Consider the following 21,324-nt stretch of genomic DNA (forward strand, 5'->3'; position numbering starts at 1 on the left):
CTCGGCCGACCGCGACCCGGATCGTCGCGAGCGCGACCGCCCCGCCGAGCGCGACGCCGCCGAGCGCGACGACCGGTGCCCCGACGGCGAGCAGTCCCGCCGTGCCGAGCCCGGTTGGAACCGCCCACAGCGCAGTGAGGGGGAGCCAGCCGCCGCGTGCCGGGAGCCGGCGAGCGACGCGGTCCGTCGGAGCCATCGATCCCACGAGGGGGCCGGCGCAAAAACCGCTTTCGACGGGCGACCCGGGTAGCACGGAACGGTCACAGCGCGGGAAATCGACGTCGAGGCGCGCCTACGCGAACCGGCTCGGGGCCAGGTACGCCGCGACCTCCGGGTCGACGGCCTCGCCGGCGATCCGCTTCGCGAGGAAGTCGGCGATCGCGGGCGCGACCGTGACCCCGAGGCCGTTCATGCCGGCAGCGACGTAGAAGTCGTCGACTGCGGTCTCGCCGACGGCCGGGACGCCGTCGGGCGTGAGCGTCCGGACGCCGACCCAGTCGGAGACGACCTCGGCCCCCTCGAGCCGTGGGATCGCCTCCTCGATCCGGTCGCCGACCTCGAGGTAGAAGTCGTGGTCGACCGACCGGGAGTCGGTCGGATCGAGCCGATCCGCCTCGTCGTAGCTCGCCCCGAAGCTCCCGGCGAACGCCTGGCTCCGCCCCTCGCCGCGGACGTAGAGCCCGTCGCCGAACTGGACGAAGGGGAACGAGAAGGGCTCGTCCTTCCCGAGCACGACGACCGGCCCGAGGTTGTGCCGGAACGGAAGGGGGACGCCGGCCATGTCGTTCACGGTCGGGGCCCACGGCCCCGCCGCGTTCACCACGGCGGCCGCCGGCTGTGTCCCGTCCGCCGTCTCCACGCCGACGACGGACCCGTCCTCGACGCGGACGTCCGTCACCGCGGTCCCCGTCTCGACGGCCACGCCGGACTCGGCTGCCTCGCGGGCGTAGTGCTGGACGATCTCCGCGGGATCGAGGTAGCCGTCGTTCGGCGTCCACATCGCGCCGGCGACCGCGTCGGGGTCGAGCCCGTGGTCGGCGAGCGCGGCCGGCTCGAGCAGCGACGCCTCGACGCCGAACCCCGAGAGGGCCGCGGTCGCCTCGCGGCGGTCGGCCAGCTCCGCGTCGGTTCGGGCGACGTCGAGCGTCCCGATCCGCTCGAACGAGAAGGTTCCGTCCTCGACGAGGGGCTCGTAGGCTTCCCACGCGCGCTCGCGGAGCGCCTGGCTCGGCCGGTCCGGGCTCGACTGGTGTCTGACGAATATCGCGACGGAGTCGCCGGTGGTCCCGGAGCCGAGCGCGTCGCGCTCGTAGAGCACGACCGGTCGGGAGCGATCGCGCAGTCGATGCGCGAGAGCCGTGCCGACGATGCCGCCGCCGACGATCACGATTGGGTCCATCACCGTTCCGGTCCCCGCGGTCCGATAAAAACTCTCGCGATCGCGAGAGCACGCGACGTCTTCCCGCCGGGGATACGCTTTTGATCGCTCGGTTCGAGGTGATCCCGTGTACACGGTTCGCGTCTCGCGACGGTTCATCGCCCAGCACTTCCTGACCGTCCCCGACGCCGGCCCGGAGAACGAGCTCCACTCTCATCGCTTCGAGGTCGACGTCGAGGTGGCCGGTCCGGAGTTGAACGAGCACGACTACCTCGTCGACATCGACGAGCTCGCCGGCCGGATCGATGAACTCGTCGACGAGTACGCCGACACGACGCTCAACGACCGGCCCCGGTTCGAGGGATACAACCCCAGCGTCGAGCGGTTCGCCCGGGTGTTCTGCGACCGCCTGCTCGGCGAGGACGGGATCGACACCGACGGCATCGAGTCGGCGACCGTCACGATGTGGGAGGACGAGACCGCCTCGGCGAGCTACGGGACGACCCTCGAGGGGTGAGCGTTCCGCCGGCGTTCCCGTCGATCCTCGCTCAGTCGTCGATCCTCGCTCAGTCGTCGATCCTCGCTCAGTACGTCAACAGGACGCCCACCGCCTCCTCCGGCTGTTCCTCGAGCAGTTCGTAGGCGTCCCCGGCCTCCGCGAGCGGGATCCGGTGGGTGAGTATCGGGTCGAGGTCGATCCGTGCGAGCCGATCCCAGGCGACCTCCCGGCGGCGCTCGAGCGACCACCGACCCCGAAGCGCCGGCTCGATCGTCGACACCTGGCTGCTCTCGACGGCGATCCGCCCGCGGTGGAAGTTCCCCCCGAGGGCGAGTTCCGCGGGCTTCGTCCCGTACCACGAGCCGACGACGACCCGCCCGTCGTAGCCGGCGGCCGCGATCGCGTCGTCGAGGGCTGCCGGCGCGCCGCTCAGCTCGTAGACGAGGTCCCGCCCCGGCGGGTCGCCCTCGCGGAGCCGGTCGACCGCGTCCGCCCCCGGCGGGAGGCTCCGGTCCGCGCCCAGACGCTCGGAGCGCTCCCGCCGCGCGTCGCACGCGTCGACGGTCACGAGCTCCGAGGCGGACGAGTCGGCGAGCAACGCCGTCGTCGCGAGCCCGACCATCCCCTGGCCGAACACGCCGACGCGCTCGCCGATCCGGGGGTTCCCGTCCATGAGGAAGTTGACCGCGGTCTCCACGGTCGGAAACAGCGCGGCCTGCGCGTCGGTGATCCCCTCGGGAACGGGCTGGAGCCGTTCCGGGGACGCCGTGAACGCGCTCGCGTGCGGCTCGAACGCGAAGACCCGCCGTCCGTGCCAGCCGGGGTCGACCGCGTCGCCGGCCGCGTCGACCTCGCCGACGGCCGCGTAGCCGTACGACAGCGGGAACGAGAGGTCGCCGTCGAACGACTCCAACGCCGGGTCCGCGGGGAGGTCCGTCGGGGCCTCGCCGCGGTAGACGAGCCGCTCCGTGCCGGAACTGATCGCCGAGACCGTCGTCCGGACGCGGACCTCGTCGGCCGCGGGCGTCGGCGCCTGAAACGACTCGACCTCGACCGTCCGCGGTCCGGTGAACCGGAGCCGACGCGCGGTCATCGCCGGGATCGACCCCGCTTGTCGGGGTCGGTCAGATCGACCGCCCGGCTCCGTGGTCGATCCGTCCGTCCGTCGGGACGACGTGGTGAACGCATACGTCGAGTGAGGGCGAGACGTACCTAAACGTTGGCCGCGGCGACCGGGGAGCGAGAACGGTCGATACCCCCTCCGGCCGTCGACCGCGACGGATCACGACCGTCCGGCCGGTTCCGAGTCGTCCTCCAACGTCCCGGTCTCTTCGTCGAACCCGTCGTCGTACCGCAGACACGCGATCCCGTGGTCCGGACCGACCGCGTACTCCGGCGGACGGTGGCGCTCGCACGGCGAGACGAACGCCGAACCGAGCAGTTCCCCGGCCGCCCCTATCCGATCGTCGTAGAGCGCGTCGATCGCCTCGGCGAGCACCTCCTCCGCGTCGGCGTCCGGGAGCGTCCCCGGGAGGCCGAACTCCTCGCGGACCAGCCCGTCGAACGTCTCCCGTGACGCCTCCGTGGGGTCAGGCCGGGCCGCCGACTCGGCTCGGGTCGGATCGTCCGCCCTCCCCGTCGGGTCGTCCGCCCTCCCCGTCGGGTCATGCGCCCGCACCGCCCCCCTCGTCGCCGTCAGGGACGTCACGTCGTCGGCGTTCGCCGCCCGCCGTGCCAGGGCTGTCACGGACCGCCAGAGGTCCGCCGGGAGGTCTGAGTCCGCGTCGGGGACGAGCCGCGGACACCGGGTGTGGAACCGACAGCCGGAGGGCGGGTCGATCGGGGACGGGACCGTCCCCGCGAGGCGGATCCCGTCGCCGTCCCACAGCGGGTCGGGTTCGGGGATCGCCGAGAGCAACGCCTCGGTGTACGGGTGGTGCGGCGGCCGGAACACCGCGTCGGTCGGCCCGCGTTCGACGAACTCGCCGAGGTACATCACGGCGACGCGGTCGGAGACGTGTTCGACCACGCGCAGGTCGTGGGCGATGAACACGTACGAGATGCCGAACCGCTCCTGGAGGTCCGAGAGCAGGTTGAGGACCTGCGACTGGACGCTCGCGTCGAGCGCGCTCACGGGCTCGTCACAGACGATCACCTCGGGCTCGACCGCGATTGCGCGGGCGATCCCGAGGCGCTGACGCTGTCCGCCGGAGAACTCGTGGGGGTAGCGGCCGGCGTGGCTCGCGTTCAAGCCCACGGTCTCCAACAGCTCTCGGACCCGCCCGGCGCGGTCCGCCCCCCCTGCGAGCCCGTGGACGTCGAGCGGCTCGCCGACGATCTCGCCGGCGGTGAGCCGGGGGTTCAGACTCGAGAGCGGGTCTTGAAAGACGTACTGGAGGTCCCTCCGGCGGTCGCGGAGCTCGGCGTTCGACAGCGTCGTCAGGTCCTCACCTCGGTAGTACACGGAGCCCGCCGTCGGCTCGATCAGCCGGAGCAGGCTTCGGGCGAGCGTCGTCTTCCCACAGCCGGACTCGCCGACGACGCCGAGCGTCTCGCCCTCCCGAAGCTCGAAGCTCACGCCGTCGAGCGCCCGCACCCGCCGAGACCGCCCGAGCAGCCGGTCGAGGAAGCCGTCGGTCGAGTCGTAGTGCGTCTTCAGCCCCTCGACGCGGAGGAGCGGCTCGACGGGATCACTCATCGGGGCCACCCCCGTCGCGCCCGTCGGTCTCGTCCACGACCTCGACCGAGTACTCCAGCCCGCCGGAGAGGCCCTGCGTATACTCGAGACAGGCGGCCGCCCGGTCGCCGTCGAGCGTCGCCGGTTCGCCGGTCTCGGGGTCGACGAGGGCGGGAGCGGTCCGGGTACACGCCTCCTCGGCGAAGGGACACCGGGGATGGAACCGACAGCCGGGGGGCGGATCGGTCGGGTCCGGGGGCGTCCCCGGGATCGTGGAGAGCCGATCGGCGTCGTCGCCGAGACGCGGGATCGAACCCAGCAGCCCCGCCGTGTACGGGTGTTTGGGGTCGTAGTACAGCTCCTCGGTCGGCGCGGTCTCGACGGCCTCGCCCGCGTACATCACCATCGCCCGGTCACAGGTCCCGGCGATCACCCCGAGGTCGTGGGTGACGAGCTGGACCGCGACGTCGAACTCGTCGGCCAACTCGGCGAGCAGATCGAGGACCCGCGCCTGGACGGTGACGTCGAGGGCGGTCGTCGGCTCGTCGGCGACGACCAGGTCCGGGTCACACGACAGCGCCATCGCGATACCCGCCCGCTGGCACATCCCGCCGGAGAACTCGTGCGGGTGATCCGAGTACCGCGTCTCGGCCTCGGCGATCCCGACGCGGTCGAGCAGGCGGATCGCCCGGTCGCGGGCCGCGGAGGGGTCGTATCCCAGGTGGTGTTCGATCGTCTCGGCGATCTGCTCGCCGACGGTGTAGGCGGGGTTCAACGCGGCGCGGGCGTCCTGAAAGACCAGCCCGATCTGATCGCCCCGGACCGACCGGCGTTCGGACTCGTCCATCGAGAGGAGGTCCTCGCCTTTGAACCGGACCTCGCCGCCCTCGATCCGCCCGGGGTCGTCGATCAGCCCGAGCACCGACAGCGCAGTAACGCTCTTTCCCGCGCCGCTCTCGCCGACGACGCCGAACGTCTCGCCGGCCTCGACCCGGTAGGAGAGCCCGTCGACGGCGGTCACGACCCCCGCCTCCGTGTGAAACCGGACCGTCAGGTCCTCGACCTCGAGGAGGGCCGTCACGGGTCGTTACCCCCCCGATCCCCACGGTCTCCGCCGGCTTCCCGCCTCCCGGTTCCGCCTCGCCCGTCGCGGCCAACGCCGGCCGATCTCGCGTCCAGCGCGTCGTTGATCCCGTCGCCGATCACGTTCATCGACAGCACGAAGACGAAGATCGCCGCGCCGGGATACACCGTCGCCCACCACGGGATCCGTCCGCCCGGGCCCTGTATCAGCGTCTCGCGCGTCGCGTCGAGCATCGTTCCCCACTCGGCGGTGCTCGGGTCCATCCCGAGCCCGAGGAACCCGAGCGCGGCGACCCCGATCACGACGCTCCCGACGTTGAGCGACGCCAACACGACGAGCGACGACAGCGCGTTCGGCGCGACGTGCCGCCCGATCACGGTACGGTCGCGCGCGCCGATCGCCTTCGCTGCCAGCACGTACTCACGTTCCGCGATCGACAACACCTCCCCGCGGACGATCCGGGCGTACCCGGCCCAGCCGAAGAGGGTGAACGCGACCACCAGTTGCCAGTAGCCGCCGCCGAGGGTGGCGACGACGACGAGCGCCAACACGAGCCCGGGGAACGCGAATATCACGTCGACGATCCGCATCATGACCTCGTCGACGACGCCGCCGTAGTACCCCGAGACGGCCCCGTACGCCAGCCCGAACGACGCGGTCAGCCCGACGACGACGAAGCCGATAGAGATGCTGTACCGTCCGCCGACGAGGACCCGGGAGAACAGGTCGCGTCCCGAGCCGTCGACGCCCATCGGGAACCGCCACGACGGCGGGTCGTACGGGCTCACGCTCGGGTCGACTGAGAGGTAGAGGATCGTCGTCGGGTCGTAGGGCGCGAGCGCGAACGGCTGGACGACCACGCCGAAGACCTCGACGGGACGCGCGAGGACCGAGACGGTCGTCATCGCCACCACGACCGCGAGCGCGACCGTCGCCGAGCGGTTCCGTCGGAACCGGCGGAGCCCGCGTCGCCACCGGCCGGCGGTCGCGCCGCCGGTTCCGCCTGCCGTCCCATCGGTCCCGTCGTCCGTCCCATCGGTCCCGTCGTCAGCCCCGCCGTCCGGTCCGTCCGCCTCGCCGTCCGGTCCGTCGCCTCGCTCCGAGAGCGGGTCGCGGTCGCGGACGCGGTCAGCGTCGAACCCGGTGACTCGGAGCCGTCCCCGTCGATCGGTCCGACGGCGCGCCCGACTCTCCCCCGAGTCAGTCGCCCGATCGTCACCGTCAGTCATAGCCGATCCTCGGGTCGAGTGCCGCGTACAGGACGTCCGCGAGGAAGTTCGCGATGACGACGGCGACGGCGGTCACGAGCGTGATCGCCATCACGACGTTGACCTCCCGTCGATCGATCGCCTGGACGAACTCCGAACCGAGCCCGGGCCAGTTGAACACGCTCTCGACGACGACCGAGCCGGCGACGATGCCGGCGGTCAGCGTGGCAGCGAGCGTGACCACGGAGACGAGCGAGTTCCGCAGAGCGTGTTTGAACACGACCGTGCGCTCGGGTAGCCCCCTCGCTCGCGCGGCGGTGACGTACTCCTCGTTCAGCTCCTCGACCATCGCCGTCCGCAGGACGCGGGTGACGCTCGCGGCCGCCGCGGTCCCGATAGTCACCCCCGGCAGGAGGAGGTACCGAAGCGTCTCCGGGTGGTACAGCGGTAGCCGCGACGGGGGCAACACCGGGAACACCCCGAGGTACAGCGAGAAGACCAGGATCAAAACCAGACCGAGCCAGAAGTTCGGGACCGACACGCCCGACAGCGCCAGCACCCGGCTCGCGACGTCGCCGAGTCGTCCCTCGTGTACCGCCGCGTAGATCCCCGCCGGGATGGCGATCGCGATCGCGAACGTCCACCCGAAGAGCCCCAAGACGACCGTCTCGGGAAGCCGCCGCCACACGATCGCCGAGACCGCCCGCCCGGTCCGGAGCTCCCGCCCGAAGTCGCCGACGAGCACGTTCGAGAGCCACGCGAGGTACTGCCGCCACACCGGCCCCGAGAGCCCCCAGCGCTCGCGGAGCCGCGCCTCTTCGGCGGCGCTCACGTCCGGGTTCAACGCCACCAGCTGTGAGACGGGGTCGCCGGGGGTCAGATGGAACAGCCCGAAGGTGATCGCCGACACGCCGAACAGGACCGGAACCACGGAGAGCGCGCGCCGGAGGACGAACCGTCTGAGACTCATCGGACGGGCTCCGTGTTCACGAGGACTCGTCGTACTCGCCAGCCATCTCCTCGAGCAACTCCTCCGCGCGCTCGACGTCGTACTCGTTCAGCGGCCTCACGGCCGTCTCGAGCGCCTCGTAGTCGGCCGTCCCCGCCCCCCGGGCGATCCGCGGGATGGGCGTCCAGGCCGGCTCCGCCCAGCCGTTCAACACGTTGTCGACGATCCGCTGTCGGGGGATCAGGTGGTTGACCGCCTCCCGGAGCCGCGGGTCGTCCCACGGCTCGACGTTCACCGGGTACTGGAGGTAGTCGTAGCCGCCGGACGCGACGGCGTGGACGAGGAAGCCGTCGTCGTCGGCGAACTCGTCGAGCGTCGCGCTCGCGACGTCGTAGGTGAGGTCGACCTCGCCGCTCCGGAGCGCGCCCGCCCGCGTCGCGTCGTCGGGAACGACCTCCACCTCGACGGCGTCGACGAGGGGACCGTCCGGGAACGCGTCGGGGCCGTCGAACCACTCGAACGCCTCGGCGACGCCTCGCTTCCCGACCCAGTAGTCGTCGAACCGCGAGACCTCGAGGTACTCCTCGTCGGCGAACTCGACGAACTCGAACGGGCCGGTCCCGACCGGCGTGACCCCCTCGCGGGGGTCGATGCTCCCCTTCTCCACGTCGGCTATCTGGTCCGCGCTGAGGACGTAGACGCCCGGTAGCTCGCGCTCCGCCTCCGCGTCGGGGACCTGCGCGTACACGTCGACGACGTACTCGTCGACGGCGACGACGGCGAGCACGGAGTCGAACGTCTGCGGGGCGGTCGTCGAGTTCTCGTAGTACCCGTAGCTCGCGACGACGTCCTCGGCGGTCAGCTCGCTCCCGTCGTGGAACTCGACACCCTCCCGGAGCTCGTATCGGAACCACATCCCGTAGGTTCCGTCCGCGGCCGCCTCGCGGGCGTCGTCGGGCAACAGCACGCGGACCTCGTCGTCGGCTGTGGGGTCGTCCTCGGGGTGGCGGACGATCACCTGTTCGTCGACGTCGACCGCGCCCTCCGCCGTGGTTCCCACGGAACGCATGTACCCCTCATAGGCCGTGCGGTCGACGTCCCGAACGTCGCGAAGCTCGTAGCGCTCGGCGAGCCACGGGTAGACGTTCCCCTCGACGTCGTTCGCGACGAGCCCCTCGAAGAGGAGGTTCTGGACGACCGTCGACGTCGTGTCGCTACTGTGTGGCGGATCGAAGGAGTCGGGGTTCGTCGAGACCGCGGCCGTCAGCGTCCCGCCCGACGTGAGGTCCGCGAGGTCGGAGTCGCCCGCCGGGCGTTCCCTGTCGATCCAGGCGACCTGTTCGTCCTGTGGGGAGAACAGGCCGTAGCCGAGGACGCCCTCCGGGAACGGCCACACCGCGAACCCGTGGACGTCCGCGGTGGTCACGGCGGTCTCCACGCCGAAGTGGGTGAAGGAGGTGTACCGCTCCTCGGCGAGCGTCCGCCATATCTCGTCGTACGTCTCCGCGCGGAGCCGTGAGTCCTCGACGACCTCGATCCCGTACCGGGCGGAGTCGAGCAGTTCGTCGAGTTCGGGGTCGGCGATCCCGCCCAGGTTACAGCACGCGCCGATATTCGCCGAGTTGTGGATCGCGTTACAGAAGCTGTGGGGGTTGAACGTCCCGGAGAGCCCGATCGAGGGGAGGTAGCCGTTGTCCTGGTACGCGGGGTTGATCACCCGGTCGAGGTACGCGCTCCACTCGTAGGTCTCGACCTCCGTCTCGAAGTACCCAGTCTGTTGAAGCGACTCCGCGATGAGTTCGACCATCCGGATGCGCTCGTCCGTCCCGCCGGTCTCGAGACGAACCGAGAGGGGGAAGAGATCGCCGTCGTCATCGGACTCCGCGGACTCCGAGGGTTCGGTGGCCCCCTGCCCACCACACCCGGCGAACCCGGCGGACCCCGCAGCCCCGATCGTCGCGAGGAGGTTCCGCCGGTCGAGTCGCCGACTGCAGTCGGCGACTCTGTGTCGGTCTGCCATGCGGTGAAACATCCCCCCGCCGGTATAATATGTTACGGAGGAGTACCCGACCGCCGGCCGTCCCCGACGAAGCGACACGTCCGCGTCGTGGCCCCGTCCGCGTCGTGGTCCCGCCGTTCAGCATAATTCGAGGTGGAGCCTCCGACCTCAAGGAGCGAGTGTAGCGAGCGAGTAGGTCGGAGAGGAAACCGACAAAGGACGACGCAACCGCACGACGGTAGCTACCCGACTCCCAAGGTTATAAGAACCGTCAAGTAGTAATCTGAGATATGGAGGTGCGTCGAACTGCGCCGGTCAAACTCGTCGTTCCCGATGAGCGGCGCGACGACCTCCACGAATCCGCGCAACAGTTCCTCTACTGCGCGAATCGCGCTGCCGAGTTCTGTTGGGACGATGACTCCTACACGAACTGCGTTACGGCGAACTCGACCGCACGGGACGCGCTCTACGAACAACTGCGAGAGGAAACCGATCTCACCGCGAACCTTGTTCAAGAGGCCATCCGACGTGCCGTCCAAGCGACGAAAGGATGCGTCGAACGGTGGAAACAGGGCAAGCGTGTGAGCCAACCGGAGTTCACCTCGTGGAGCATGGTCTATGACAAGCGAAGCGCGACGTTCTATCGAAACAAAGTCTCGCTTTCAACCGTCAACGGGCGTGTTGAGTGCGACTTTGAACTCCCGGCGGACAGCCCAACGCCCTACGAACAGTACGTTCTTTCGGAGGGGTACGAGTTCCGGGCGAGTACACTCCAATACGACAAGGCGACTGACGAGTTTTACTTCCACATCACGACCCGGAAGTACAATAACGACGAGTCCGAGGTTTCGGCAGATACCGGGCACCAAACAGTCCTCGGTATCGATCTCGGCGTTCACGAGAACGGAGTTCTCGTGCAGCCCATCAGAAATCGAAGATTTCTGAGGACGTCAACAGCCTCGCAGTAGCTTCGACCGGCACGTTCTGGCAGGGAGACGACTACGACCATTGGTGCCGCGAGTTCGAGAAGCGGCGTGGGGAGATACAACAGCGCGGCACGCAAGCCGCACACAACGCCCTGCTTCGCCTCGGCAAGCGTGAAGAAGCGTGGCGGAAGCAGTACATCCACACAGTCGCCAATGAGATCGTTACGGAAGCCGTCGAACACGACTGCGACGTGATCGCGTTCGAGGATTTAACGGACATCCGCGAGCGTCTCCCACAGGCGAAATGGCACCACGTTTGGGCGTTCCGACGCCTCGCCGAGTACGTCTCCTACAAGGCACCAGAACAAGGTGTCTCCGTGGAGCAAGTCGAGTCGAACCACACGTCGCAACGCTGTTCTCGGACGGACTGTGGCTTTACGCATGAGAACAACCGCCACGGAGAACACTTCGAGTGCCAGAAGTGTGGGTATGAAGTGAACGCGGATTATAACGCTGCAAAGAATATTGCCGTGCGGTACGCTCGGAAGCGGAAACACAGACTCCGCTCCTCGCCCAAGTCGGGGAGCGGAGACGCACCAGTAGACGTGCGTTTGAATGGTGGGATGTTGACCGGCGAGAGTTACCAGCCTATTGCTGGGGACTGATTGCCGGGAGTCCACATCAAAGCCCCATCACCAGAACCTTCGGTTCTGGTTAGCAGTCAGAAGCTTCGCTTCTGACGATACCCTCAAGGACCGAGGCGCAGAGCGCCGAGGGAGTAGGGTAGGGTAGTTTACACGTGTTCGGCGATGTAGCGGTCGATCCGCTCTACGAGTTCCGGGCGGAACGTCCAGAACCCGTCCCAGACGTTGGGCTCGTCCTCGATCGCGACCAGCGCGGCGTGATCTCCGCTCCCGGAACGCTCTCCGGTCCCGGAGTACGCTCCCGTCTCGGAGTACGCTCCCGTCTCGGAGCGCTCTCCACCCCCGGCGTCGCTCCCGTCCGGCGGCGTGAAGACGACGAACCACGACCGACGGTAGGGATGCGAGGATCCCGTGTGGACCGTCACCGGCGGGGTCGCCGACGGATCGATGTCGCCCACGCCGTAGACGTGGACGTCGACGCCGGTCCGCGCGATCGCCTCGTACACGTCGTAGGTCCCGCGCTCGTCCCTGAGCCTCGAGAGCTGCTGGAACGACGACCGGAGCGTCCCACTGCCCGTCTCGCTCGCGACCCGCTCTATCACCCGCGAGATGACGATCAGAAGCAGTTTCTCCTTGTGGGAGACGGGATACCCCCGCACCCTGAACGGCACCTCGTCGAGCCCGCAGAGCACGGCGGGTAATTCGACATCGCGGAGGTCGATCGTGCCCGTCTTGTACAGGTCCGAGTTGATGAGGAGCACCGATTCTAACAGCTTGTCGAGCGTCGACTGTGCGATCACCTCGCCGTCCTCGACTAACGCGACCACGTCCGCGTCGCCGTCGGGGACCTCCTCGTCGCGTATCGACACGGATCCCCCCTCGAGCAACGCGTCGAGCAGGTTCCGGACCGGGTCCGGCGACGACCGGTTGAGCACGACGAGGGACCGATCGGGGGCCCCGATCTCCCCGAAGAACGCGCGCAACGAGTCCGCCATTGTCGTCCGATCGTACGTCCGCGACCGTCTTGAGTGTGGCTCATCTCGGCCGATAGCGACCGTGTAGGGTCCGCTCAGAACGAACCGGCCGAGAACCGTCGAGCGACCGAATCGATCGTCGCGAACTCGACGCCCGGTTTCTCCTGTATCCATCGGATGAGCGATTCGAGATAGCGAAGGCGCGGGGCCTGGCCGACCACCTGCGGGTGGAACGTCAGCGGAAAGACGCCGTTCTCGACGTGCTCGTACGTCCAATCGAACTGTTCTTTCCACATATCGAATACCTGCTTCTCGTCGGGTGCTCCCCCTTGGGAATCCGCCCCCGAGACGTACTGGAACGGCGGCCAGTCGTCGCGCTTCCAGGAGACGGGGATCTCGACGATGTCCGTCGGTTCTCCCCGCTCGTACGGTTCGTCGGGGGCGGACGACCCGCCTTCGCGGACGTAGTACGGGCGGAAGTCGTGGCCCATCTGACTGGAGTCCCAATCGAAGTCGAACTCCCGGAGGATCTCCAGCGTGTTCGTCGAGAAATCCCAGGCGGGCGAACGATAGCCGGACGGTTTCTCGCCCGTCAGGTCGCGAATGCTCTCGATGCCGCGCTCGATGTCGGCTCTCTCCGCCGCCTTGGAGTCGAAGCTCCCGGGGTGGTTGTGGCTCCACCCGTGGTGTTGAACGTCGTGGCCCCGGTCGTGGACGTCGCCCGCTCGCTCCGGGAAACTGTCGATCGTGTGCCCAGGCGTGAAGAACGTCGCCTCGACGTCGAGTTTATCGAGGAGGTCGAGTATGCGTGGAACCGCGACGGTCGCGCCGTACTCGCCTCTGGACAGTTTGGTCGGACTGTTCTCCGCACCGTATCCGTGGATCCACACCGACACCGCGTCGAAGTCGAACCCGAGACAGACCGTCACGTCTCCCATCGATGGACGGAGTACTCACCGAGCCATCATATAACGTTGCGGGTTCGGGGGTGAGGTAACACTAAATCGCCGGTACACCAAAAGCGGCGGCATGGACGTGCTCATTACCGGTGCGGGTGGGAGGGTCGGGACGGCGATCACGGACCACCTCTCGGACGACGAATACGACTTCACGCTCCTCGACGTCACCGAGGTCGACGGTCCCGGGGAGACGGTCGTCGCGGACGTCCGCGAGTACGAGGCCATCCGCCCGAGTTTCGAGGGACAGGACGCGGTCGTTCACCTCGCGTTGATCCGGGAGGGCGACGAGTTCGGCGCCGACTCCAGAGGGGTGGGGTGGTCGGCCGATCTCCAGTCCAATCTCGAAGGGATCAACAACGTCTACGAGGCCGCGATCGACGCGGGCGTCGAGTCGCTCGTCTTCGCCTCCTCGAACCACGCCGTCGGAATGGTCGAAGTACGGAACAGCCCGGCGGTCTACCACGACGAAGGGATCGTCGCCGGGCACGACGAGCCGCATCGGCCGGACTCCCGCTACGGGCTCTCGAAGAGCTACGGCGAGGACCTCGGGCGCCTCGCCGCCGAAGCACACGGGGTCCGGTTTTACGGGCTCAGGATCGGCGCCGTTCGTGATCCCCAGTACGACCACCCGTACGGCGACGCCGAACGCGGCGTGGACGCGGGACGCTGGGAACGCGGCAGCGACGCCTACGAGGAACAGGTCGCACGCATGAAAGGCCTCTGGCAGTCCCGACGCGACCTGGCCCACCTCGTCGAGTGCTGTCTGCGGGACGATACCGTCGAGTGGGACCACTTCTACGGCGTGAGCGCCAACGACCGGCGCTGGCTCGACGACCTGCGGTACGCCCGCGACACGATCGGGTACGAACCCGAGGACAACGGCGAGGAGTGGAACGCACCGCCAGAGTCCTCGGAGAGGGAGTGAGCTCTAGACTCGAGCGAGGAAATCGACGAAACGGAGGAAGCCTAGGCCGGGATTTGAACCCGGGCTCTCGTCCTTACCAAGGACGCGCTTTACCGCTAAGCTACCCAGGCGCGCAATACGGGATTGACCGGAGCCGACTTTAGGGGTTTCGATCCGGGCCGTCCGTCGTCGGTCGGTTCCCGGCTTCCTTACCGGTCCGCCGCGCTCACGGCCCGGTCGGAGATGTCGGCGATCCGGTCGGCAGTCGCCTCAGGGAGGGCGCGTCCCGGCGGCGGGAACTCCCGGTCGCAGTCGGCAGCGAGCTCGCGGGCGTACTCGAGTAGCTCCGCCGGCGGGTCCCCGCCGACCGCGGTCGTCCCCGCGACGACGGCGAGTTCGAGGGCGTCCACCTCCAGGTTCCGGTCGAGCGCCGTCGCCTCGTCGGAGTCGAGGCCCGGCGCGTCGCGTCGCGTCTGGTCGCGGCCGAACGCCCGCACGACCTCGACGGCGGCACCCGCCGCGCCGGTGTGCGCGAGAAGGGAGAAGCCGCGGGAGACGAGCACGTCCGCTGCGAGGACGTCCATGTCCGCCTCGATGTCGGACTCGTGGGTGGCGGCGGTCGCCCACGGCTCCTCGTGGGCGAGCCGGCGAGTGAGCCGGAGCCCCTCGTAGATGAGTTGAACGCCGGCGGCCCGGTCGACGACCTGCTCGAGGTCGACTTCGGGGTCGAGCGCGCGGGCGGTGACGAGCGAGAGGACGCCGGGGGTTACCGCGGCGTCGGCGAGCCGGTCGTCGAGGGTCTCTCGGAGGCGTTCGGGCTCGACGTTCGCGAGCGCCTCGCGTGCGGCGTCACGCGCCCGCGCGACATCGTCCATTACCGAACTGTTCGGCAGGGAAGGGCAAAGACCTTTGGAAACCACCCACGCGACAGCGACGATCCGGACAGCGGTCCGTCCATCGACCGACCACGTCTCACGGACGACCCGCCCGGTCGTTCCGAGTCGGATCGACCGCTCGGCCGCCGACGCGATGTGACAGATTTAAATATCCGACCCGACCACCTCCGAACGCGAAGCACGCACCGGTAGTGTAGTGGTATCACGCAACCTTGCCATGGTTGCAACCCGAGTTCAAATCTCGGCCGGTGCATCTTCTCGCTCCGCTCGAAGATCCACCGGCCTGACTCCCGCTCGCTACGCTCGCGGGAGTCTCGGCCGGTGCTTTTTGTGAACGTAGTGATCGAAATGTACCGAGAGTTTGAACGCTATCAGTCGCGCGTAGCGAACGGACGAGCGAAGCGAGCCGTGAGCGAGCACGTCTGATTCTGAGTTCAAACTCTCGGCCGGTGGACTTTCGAGCGTAACGAGAAAATCCACCGGCTCCCGCTCACTGCTCGCGGTTCCGCCGGTCGCCATCGAGGACCTCTCGATCGCTCGTTTCCTCCCGTTTCAGGCGGCGTATCTTTCCGGAAAACGGACGCCTTAACCGTGACAGTGTGCTTCGTTGGACTATATGGTCGAGCTGCTTCTCATCGTCGGTCTCGCCGTCACGGTTTTCGTCGGATACAACGTCGGCGGCTCGACGACGGGACCGGCGTTCGGGCCCGCGGTCGGTTCCGGCGTGCTCTCGAAGGTCGGGGCCGCCGCCCTGATGTCGGTGTTCTTCTTCATCGGCGCGGGAACGCTGGGACGGCGGGTGGTCGACACGCTCGGTCGGGACCTCGTTACGCGTGGCGGCGTCTTCACGCTCGAGACGAGCATCGTCGTGCTGTTCTTCATCGGCGGGGCGCTCTTCATCGGAAACTACTACGGCGTCCCGGCGTCGACGTCGATGACGGCGGTCGGCGCGATAGCGGGCCTCGGCGTCGCGACCGGGAGCCTCGACTGGAGCGTGATGGGCGAGATCGCGGTCTGGTGGATCGTGGCACCGATCATCGGCTTCTGGGTCTCCGGCGTCATCGGCCGGTACTTCTATCCGCGGATCAACCAGTGGGTCGCGGTCGAGACCAGCGACGGGGCCCTCATCGAACTCGACCGGTCGGGGGTCGTCCCACAGCCGACGCTGGGGCCGAACACGACGCGTCGGGAGGTCGGCGGGGCGGTCACCGTCGTCGCCATCGGCTGTCTGATGGCCTTCTCGTCGGGAACTTCGAACATCGCGAACGCCGTCGCGCCGCTCGTCGGTGCCGGCGTCGTCGACATGAACCCCATGATCGTGCTCGGGAGCGCCGCGGTCGCGGTCGGCGCGTTCACCATCGCGCGTCGCACCCTCGACACGCTCGGCAACGATATCACCGACCTCCCGCTCACGGCGGCGATCGTCGTCGCCGTCGTCTCCTCGGGGATCGTCGTCGGCCTCTCGGCCATCGGGATCCCCGCCTCCTTTGTGATCATCGCGACGATGTCGATCGTCGGGCTGGGCTGGGGTCGCGCGACGCGCACGGTCACCGTCGGGGAGGGGATCCGCGGCGGCGCGGAGACGAACGTCTCCGTCGGCGCGTTGAAGGCGGACGAACCCGGCGACGAGCCGGAGGACATCGGCGAGGAGGACCCCGCGGACATCCCGGCAGCGGCGGACCTGTTCAACCCGTCGACGACCGCCCGGATCGTGGTGTTACAGAACGTCGTCCCGCTGTTGTCGACGCTCGGCGCCCTCGGCACGTTCGGACTCCTCTTCCGGTACGTCTGGTGAGACGGGTTCCAGCCCGGTCGACGAGACGGGAGCCGGTTCGTCGGATTGGACGGATATCGAGCTACCGCCCGAACCGTCGCTGTCTGTCCTGGAAATCGAGGACGGCCCGCAGGTAGTCCCGGCGTCGGAACTCCCGCCAGTTCACGTCGGTGAAGTAGAGCTCGGCGTACACCGACTGCCAGATGGCGAAGTCGGAGAGCCGCTCCGCGCCGGTCTTGATCACGAGATCGGGCTCGGTCGGGAACACCAGTCGGTCCGTGACGGCCGTCTCGTCGATCTCCTCGGGGCGTAGCTCGCCGGCGTCGACGTCGGCAGCGAGGTCGCGGACGGCGGCGGCGAACTCGGCTTTCCCGCCGAGGCCGACGTTCACCCGGATCGGGGCGTCCGCCGACTCGGTGCCGTCCGGGCCGCGGATCGACATCGGACGCGGCGCGTCCAGGTCATGGAACTCCCGCGCGAGCGAGGGGACGACCGCCTCGTCGAGCACCGAGACGGAGACGGTCACGCGCTCGGCGCCGTACTGGAACGCCCAGCCGAGCGCCGCAGTGAGGGTGTCGAACGCGCCGTCCGCGAGCAGGTCGCGCTCGGTGATGACGATCGCGACGTGCTCGGGCGGGTCACCCTCGTGGAGTCGGTGGCGAACGGCGAGGTACGCGTCGTAGAGGCCCACGATCGTCGATCGCTTTCCGGGGTGTAAAACCCCGCGGACGAGGGGTTTAATCGACCGTCGGTCCAAGGGGGGTTGATGACCGACAGCTACCGGGGCGTGTTCGGCGCGATCCCGTACGCGATCCGCACCACCGACTCCTGGACGATGCGCGTCTACGGGGTGGTCGGCGCGCTGGCGGCCGCGGCCATCGCGCTCGTCGTCTCGCTCGCGCTCGTCGTCTGGATGGCCGAGACCGCCGGCGTCCCGAGCGGGACGTACCTGTTCACGCGGTCGCTGTACGTGATCCTCGGGTTCGCCGCGGTCGCCCCGCTTCTGGCACCGCTCCTCTTCGTCGCGCGACGGCACCGACGGAACCTCCCCGTCGCAGCGGGGTACGACCGGAAACTGGCGTACGCGGGGTTCCTGTTCCTCTCCTCGTTGTACCTCGGCCTGATCGTCACCGCTCCCGCGGACCTGCGCGATCCGACCGAGTCCGTGCTGCTCTCGGCGCTGTACGCGCTCCCCCGCCCCGCCGGGGCGCTGTTTCCCGTCGTCACTGCGGCGGTCGTGTTCTGGACCCACTACCGTCTCCGGAGCGGCGGCGAGGACGGCTCGAAACCCGGAAATGGCTCGACGACCTAGCGGCGATAATGACCGACGAAAAGGAGGGGACGTTCCTCGTCACCCACGTCGAGGCGGACACCGCGGTGCTCAAGGACGCCCACGACGGCCAGGTCCACACCCTGAGCTCGAACCCCGGGTTGGCGCTCTTCGACGCCGTCGAGGCGACGGTCGCGCCGGAGCCGCCGATGGAGGTCACCTACCGGGTTGTCGAGGTCGAAGACCGGCGGCCGCTCTCGCTCGAGCGGAGCGAGGAACCCCCGACGGTCCACGAACGCGAACTCGCCGCCGACCTCCCGACCGGCGAGTTGACCCGGGAACCGCGGGCCGGGATCGGCGAGATCCACGTGTTGTCCCCGCCGGAGGACGCGACCGAGGAGGCGGCAGTGGACGTGCTCGAGGACCGCGAGGGCACCCTCTCGCGGGCCGCCAAGCTCGGGGTGAACCGCGTCGAGGTCCGGGCGGAACCGGGCGTGCTCAGCGTGCGGTATCTGCCCTGAACTCGGGATCGAGCCGGAGCGTCGTTTTCGAGCGATCCCGGAGATAAGAAGGCTTATTCGGGCTCACGGACGAACCCGTTCCATGACAGCGATCGAGGTACCGGAGGTCGACTACACCGAGTACTCGAACCGCCAGCTCGTGCTCGTGCCGCTCGCGGTGCTCGTGCTGGCGATCGTCGTGATCGGCGGGTGGTACGCCGTCACGGGCGCGCCGGCGACGCTCGGGCTTGAGTTCACCGGCGGCGTCGAGCTCCGGATCGCCGACGACGGTAGCGGGGACGTCGAGGAGCGGATCGAGACGACGTTCGACCGCGAACCCGACTCGATCCGCGCGATCCCCGCGGACGACGTGTACGTCGTGACCTTCCGGGCGGGCGACGACGACCCGGACGGGCTCGCGAGCGACCTGGAAGAACAGGCGGACGCGGCGGACCTCGAGACGGAGGCGATAGACCAGGTGTCGGCGAGTTTCGCCACCGACACCGCGCGGACGGCGGTCTTCGGGATCGGGCTCGCGTTCCTCGGGATGAGCGTGCTCGTGTTCGCGCTGTTCCGGACGTTCGTCCCCTCCATCGCGGTCGTCGCGTCCGCGTTCTCCGACCTGGTCATCCCCGTCGCCGCGATGAACCTGCTCGGCATCGAGATGACGCTGGGTATCGTCGCGGCCCTCCTCATGATCATCGGGTACAGCGTCGACTCGGACATCCTGTTGAACAACTCCGTGTTGCGCCGAACGGGCGAGTTCTACGAGTCCGTGAACCGCGCGATGCGGACCGGGGTGACGATGACGGTGACCTCTATCGCCGCGATGGTCGTCATGGCGATCGTCGCGACGGTCTTCGGGATCGGCCTTCTGCGTGACATCGGGATCATCCTCACGATCGGGCTCTGTGCGGACCTGATGAACACGTACCTGTTGAACGTGGCATTGCTGCGGTGGTACAAGTTCGAGGGGGTGAAACGCTGATGTTCGAACCGATAAAGGAGAACTGGCGGGTGCTGCTCCTCGTCGTGGTCGTGCTCGGTGCGACGGTCGCGCTCTTCGCCCCGCAGTTCGCCCCCCAGACCGCGCCCGGCGAGTCACAGGGCGACGCGACACAGGGCGTCACGAACCTCCAGTACGGGCTCGACCTGGCCGGCGGGACGCGGGTCCGAGCGCCGCTTCTCGGCTACACCGCGACGAACGTGGAGTTCGACGGCGAGAACCCGTCGCAGGTCGCGAGCGACGTCGCCGCCGAGTTGGACGAGACCTCCGCGCGTGACGTCAGCGCGGTCCAAACCACCGAGGAGGGCGGCGAGGTGGAGGTCACGGACTCCTCGGTCAGCGAGGAGGAGTTCCGCGCTGCGATGGACGCCTCGGGGTACGCCTACGACGGGATCAGAAGCGGCGTGACACAGGAGAGCCGCGACGCGGCCGAGCAGGTCATCCAGGACAAGATCAACGAGGCGGGGCTCTCCGGCGGGAGCGTCCAGCAGGTCCAGTCGGTCACCGGCGAGTACTTCCTCCTGATCGAGGTGCCCGGACAGGGCCGCCAGGACGTGATCGACCTCCTCGAGGAGCGCGGGACCGTCCAGATCGCCATCGCGTACCCCGACTCGTCGGCCGAGGACGGGACCGCTGTCGAAGAGAACGTCCTGATCCAGGACGACTTCGAGGACATCGGCACCGCGAGCAGGCAAGAGGGCGGTCCGGGGGCGTACGTCCCCGTCTCCGTCGTCAACGAGGCCCCCGAGGGCGAACAGTCGCCCGCCCACCGCTTCCAGGACGCGGCCGTCGAGTACGAGGTCGCGAGCGCCTCGGGCGGGGCGCGCTGTGACTACGACATGGACGCCGACGCGCTCGGCGAGGGCAGCGACTCCTGTCTCCTGCTCGTCGTCGACGGCGAGGTCGTCAACGCGTTCGGGATGGAGGACGGGCTCGCACGCAGCATGGCGGAGGGGAGCTGGGCCGACAGCGGCAACTTCCGGCTGACGACCACCTCCTTCTCCGACGCGCAGACCATCTCGATCAACCTGCGTGCGGGCGCGCTCCCGGCCGAACTCGACATCAGCGGGCAGGGGACGTCGTCGACCATCTCGGCCTCGCAGGGGGAGAACTTCCGGCTCTACTCGGCCATAACCGGCGTCTTCGCCGTGTTCGCGGTCGCCGGCATGGTGTTCCTCCGCTACCGCGAGCCGAAGGTGGCGCTCCCGATGATCGTCACTGCGCTCGCGGAGGTGTACGCGCTCCTCGGCTTCGCGGCGCTCGTGGGCTACCCGCTCGAGCTCGCGGTCATCGCCGGCTTCATCGCCGTGGTCGGGACGGGCGTCGACGACCTCGTGATCATCGCCGACGAGGTGATGAGCGAGGGCGAGGTCAACTCCCGGACGGTGTTCGACTCGCGGTTCCGCCGGGCGTTCTGGGTGATCGGCGCGGCCGCGGCGACGACTATCGTCGCCATGTCGCCGCTGATGGTGTTGAGCCTCGGCGACCTCTCCGGGTTCGCCATCTTCACCATCCTCGGCGTGCTCATCGGCGTGCTGGTCACGCGTCCCGCGTACGGCGACATCCTCCGCCGGCTGTTGACGATCCGGTGAGGAGGGTCCCCGCTCCCGGCACTCGACGGTCCGATCGCTCGGCCCGCCCGCGACGCTTAACCGCCGTGCGCCGGAAACGGACGCC

The 21,324-nt window shown here is 68.7% G+C and carries 19 protein-coding genes, 2 tRNA genes and 1 pseudogene; 9 read left to right on the plus strand and 13 right to left on the minus strand.

Annotated elements, in window-relative coordinates; translation table 11 throughout:
* Window positions 1-196 (minus strand): hypothetical protein (locus DQW50_RS10980; RefSeq protein ID WP_198664660.1); only part of this gene is annotated, 196 nt, incomplete at its 3' end.
* A gap of 96 nt (window positions 197-292) precedes the next feature.
* Window positions 293-1,399 (minus strand): FAD-binding oxidoreductase, encoded by a 1,107-nt coding sequence (locus DQW50_RS10985; protein ID WP_157964861.1) that lies wholly within the window; start codon window positions 1,397-1,399, stop codon window positions 293-295.
* Between the two features lie 106 nt (window positions 1,400-1,505).
* On the opposite strand from DQW50_RS10985, the gene DQW50_RS10990 reads away from it, so the two are divergent.
* A complete protein-coding gene (locus tag DQW50_RS10990) occupies window positions 1,506-1,895 on the plus strand; it encodes a 6-carboxytetrahydropterin synthase (protein ID WP_112079398.1) in 390 nt (129 codons plus the stop codon).
* Window positions 1,896-1,962: 67 nt separating this feature from the next.
* Here the strand turns inward: DQW50_RS10990 and DQW50_RS10995 are convergent, their stop codons facing one another.
* The 6 genes from DQW50_RS10995 to DQW50_RS11020 form a co-directional block, all read right to left on the minus strand.
* A complete protein-coding gene (locus DQW50_RS10995) occupies window positions 1,963-2,970 on the minus strand; it encodes a zinc-binding alcohol dehydrogenase (RefSeq protein WP_112079328.1) in 1,008 nt (335 codons plus the stop codon).
* 189 nt (window positions 2,971-3,159) lie between these two features.
* Window positions 3,160-4,575: an ABC transporter ATP-binding protein gene (locus tag DQW50_RS11000; protein ID WP_112079399.1), complete on the minus strand. Its 1,416-nt coding sequence runs from the start codon at window positions 4,573-4,575 to the stop codon at window positions 3,160-3,162.
* A complete protein-coding gene (locus DQW50_RS11005; RefSeq protein ID WP_112079329.1) occupies window positions 4,568-5,635 on the minus strand; it encodes an ABC transporter ATP-binding protein in 1,068 nt (355 codons plus the stop codon). The genes DQW50_RS11000 and DQW50_RS11005 overlap by 8 nt, the downstream gene beginning before the upstream one ends.
* Window positions 5,632-6,867 (minus strand): ABC transporter permease, encoded by a 1,236-nt coding sequence (locus DQW50_RS11010; protein ID WP_112079330.1) that lies wholly within the window; start codon window positions 6,865-6,867, stop codon window positions 5,632-5,634. The genes DQW50_RS11005 and DQW50_RS11010 overlap by 4 nt, the downstream gene beginning before the upstream one ends.
* Entirely contained in the window at window positions 6,860-7,816 is a 957-nt protein-coding gene (locus DQW50_RS11015) for an ABC transporter permease (RefSeq protein ID WP_112079331.1), read from the minus strand. The genes DQW50_RS11010 and DQW50_RS11015 overlap by 8 nt, the downstream gene beginning before the upstream one ends.
* Before the next feature lie 16 nt (window positions 7,817-7,832).
* Window positions 7,833-9,602 carry an ABC transporter substrate-binding protein gene (locus DQW50_RS11020; RefSeq protein WP_112079400.1) on the minus strand — a complete coding sequence of 590 codons (1,770 nt, stop codon included), beginning with the start codon at window positions 9,600-9,602 and terminating at the stop codon, window positions 7,833-7,835.
* 482 nt (window positions 9,603-10,084) lie between these two features.
* Between DQW50_RS11020 and DQW50_RS11025 the strand changes: the two are divergent.
* Window positions 10,085-11,385: pseudogene (locus tag DQW50_RS11025) on the plus strand (RNA-guided endonuclease InsQ/TnpB family protein).
* 128 nt (window positions 11,386-11,513) lie between these two features.
* Here DQW50_RS11025 and DQW50_RS11030 read toward each other — a convergent pair.
* Window positions 11,514-12,359 (minus strand): DICT sensory domain-containing protein, encoded by an 846-nt coding sequence (locus DQW50_RS11030; RefSeq protein WP_112079332.1) that lies wholly within the window; start codon window positions 12,357-12,359, stop codon window positions 11,514-11,516.
* A 74-nt stretch (window positions 12,360-12,433) separates the two neighbouring features.
* The gene (locus DQW50_RS11035; protein ID WP_112079333.1) at window positions 12,434-13,276 is read right to left on the minus strand and encodes a polysaccharide deacetylase; all 843 of its coding nucleotides are present in this window, start codon (window positions 13,274-13,276) and stop codon (window positions 12,434-12,436) included.
* Between the two features lie 91 nt (window positions 13,277-13,367).
* Between DQW50_RS11035 and DQW50_RS11040 the strand changes: the two genes are divergently transcribed.
* Window positions 13,368-14,222 carry an NAD(P)-dependent oxidoreductase gene (locus tag DQW50_RS11040; protein ID WP_112079334.1) on the plus strand — a complete coding sequence of 285 codons (855 nt, stop codon included), beginning with the start codon at window positions 13,368-13,370 and terminating at the stop codon, window positions 14,220-14,222.
* Between the two features lie 38 nt (window positions 14,223-14,260).
* Here DQW50_RS11040 and DQW50_RS11045 read toward each other — a convergent pair.
* A tRNA-Thr gene (locus tag DQW50_RS11045) sits at window positions 14,261-14,332 on the minus strand.
* A gap of 78 nt (window positions 14,333-14,410) precedes the next feature.
* The gene (locus tag DQW50_RS11050) at window positions 14,411-15,076 is read right to left on the minus strand and encodes a hypothetical protein (RefSeq protein ID WP_112079335.1); all 666 of its coding nucleotides are present in this window, start codon (window positions 15,074-15,076) and stop codon (window positions 14,411-14,413) included.
* A 203-nt stretch (window positions 15,077-15,279) separates the two neighbouring features.
* Here DQW50_RS11050 and DQW50_RS11055 point away from each other — a divergent pair.
* Both DQW50_RS11055 and DQW50_RS11060 read left to right on the plus strand, forming a co-directional pair.
* Window positions 15,280-15,350: transfer RNA gene (locus tag DQW50_RS11055), tRNA-Gly, on the plus strand.
* A 363-nt stretch (window positions 15,351-15,713) separates the two neighbouring features.
* On the plus strand, window positions 15,714-16,892 hold the full coding sequence (locus tag DQW50_RS11060) for an inorganic phosphate transporter (protein WP_112079336.1): 1,179 nt from the start codon (window positions 15,714-15,716) through the stop codon (window positions 16,890-16,892).
* 61 nt (window positions 16,893-16,953) lie between these two features.
* On the opposite strand, the gene DQW50_RS11065 is transcribed toward DQW50_RS11060, so the two are convergent.
* Complete coding sequence (locus DQW50_RS11065; RefSeq protein ID WP_112079337.1) at window positions 16,954-17,562, minus strand: undecaprenyl diphosphate synthase family protein; 609 nt, start codon at window positions 17,560-17,562, stop codon at window positions 16,954-16,956.
* Between the two features lie 75 nt (window positions 17,563-17,637).
* Here DQW50_RS11065 and DQW50_RS11070 point away from each other — a divergent pair, with 75 nt between their 5' ends.
* From DQW50_RS11070 to DQW50_RS11085, 4 genes are all read left to right on the plus strand, one after another.
* A complete protein-coding gene (locus DQW50_RS11070) occupies window positions 17,638-18,183 on the plus strand; it encodes a hypothetical protein (RefSeq protein ID WP_112079338.1) in 546 nt (181 codons plus the stop codon).
* An 8-nt stretch (window positions 18,184-18,191) separates the two neighbouring features.
* The gene (locus DQW50_RS11075; protein WP_112079339.1) at window positions 18,192-18,662 is read left to right on the plus strand and encodes a DUF5812 family protein; all 471 of its coding nucleotides are present in this window, start codon (window positions 18,192-18,194) and stop codon (window positions 18,660-18,662) included.
* Between the two features lie 82 nt (window positions 18,663-18,744).
* Complete coding sequence (gene secF / locus DQW50_RS11080; protein ID WP_112079340.1) at window positions 18,745-19,629, plus strand: protein translocase subunit SecF; 885 nt, start codon at window positions 18,745-18,747, stop codon at window positions 19,627-19,629.
* The gene (locus DQW50_RS11085) at window positions 19,629-21,239 is read left to right on the plus strand and encodes a preprotein translocase subunit SecD (RefSeq protein ID WP_112079341.1); all 1,611 of its coding nucleotides are present in this window, start codon (window positions 19,629-19,631) and stop codon (window positions 21,237-21,239) included. The genes secF and DQW50_RS11085 overlap by 1 nt, the downstream gene beginning before the upstream one ends.
* The last annotated feature ends 85 nt before the right edge of the window (window positions 21,240-21,324 follow it).

This window comes from Halorubrum sp. 48-1-W, from assembly GCF_003287355.1.
Lineage (GTDB): Archaea > Halobacteriota > Halobacteria > Halobacteriales > Haloferacaceae > Halorubrum.

Bases quoted from the DNA above. Each gene is read 5' to 3' on its own strand.
- DQW50_RS10985 (WP_157964861.1), bottom strand. From the start codon at position 1,399: ATGGACCCAATCGTGATCGTCGGCGGCGGCATCGTCGGCACGGCTCTC.
- DQW50_RS10995 (WP_112079328.1), bottom strand. From the start codon at position 2,970: ATGACCGCGCGTCGGCTCCGGTTCACCGGACCGCGGACGGTCGAGGTC.
- DQW50_RS11000 (WP_112079399.1), bottom strand. From the start codon at position 4,575: ATGAGTGATCCCGTCGAGCCGCTCCTCCGCGTCGAGGGGCTGAAGACG.
- DQW50_RS11010 (WP_112079330.1), bottom strand. From the start codon at position 6,867: ATGACTGACGGTGACGATCGGGCGACTGACTCGGGGGAGAGTCGGGCG.
- DQW50_RS11015 (WP_112079331.1), bottom strand. From the start codon at position 7,816: ATGAGTCTCAGACGGTTCGTCCTCCGGCGCGCGCTCTCCGTGGTTCCG.
- DQW50_RS11020 (WP_112079400.1), bottom strand. From the start codon at position 9,602: ATGGTCGAACTCATCGCGGAGTCGCTTCAACAGACTGGGTACTTCGAG.
- DQW50_RS11030 (WP_112079332.1), bottom strand. From the start codon at position 12,359: ATGGCGGACTCGTTGCGCGCGTTCTTCGGGGAGATCGGGGCCCCCGAT.
- DQW50_RS11035 (WP_112079333.1), bottom strand. From the start codon at position 13,276: ATGGGAGACGTGACGGTCTGTCTCGGGTTCGACTTCGACGCGGTGTCG.
- DQW50_RS11040 (WP_112079334.1), top strand. From the start codon at position 13,368: ATGGACGTGCTCATTACCGGTGCGGGTGGGAGGGTCGGGACGGCGATC.
- DQW50_RS11050 (WP_112079335.1), bottom strand. From the start codon at position 15,076: ATGGACGATGTCGCGCGGGCGCGTGACGCCGCACGCGAGGCGCTCGCG.
- DQW50_RS11060 (WP_112079336.1), top strand. From the start codon at position 15,714: ATGGTCGAGCTGCTTCTCATCGTCGGTCTCGCCGTCACGGTTTTCGTC.
- DQW50_RS11070 (WP_112079338.1), top strand. From the start codon at position 17,638: ATGACCGACAGCTACCGGGGCGTGTTCGGCGCGATCCCGTACGCGATC.
- DQW50_RS11075 (WP_112079339.1), top strand. From the start codon at position 18,192: ATGACCGACGAAAAGGAGGGGACGTTCCTCGTCACCCACGTCGAGGCG.
- secF (WP_112079340.1), top strand. From the start codon at position 18,745: ATGACAGCGATCGAGGTACCGGAGGTCGACTACACCGAGTACTCGAAC.
- DQW50_RS11085 (WP_112079341.1), top strand. From the start codon at position 19,629: ATGTTCGAACCGATAAAGGAGAACTGGCGGGTGCTGCTCCTCGTCGTG.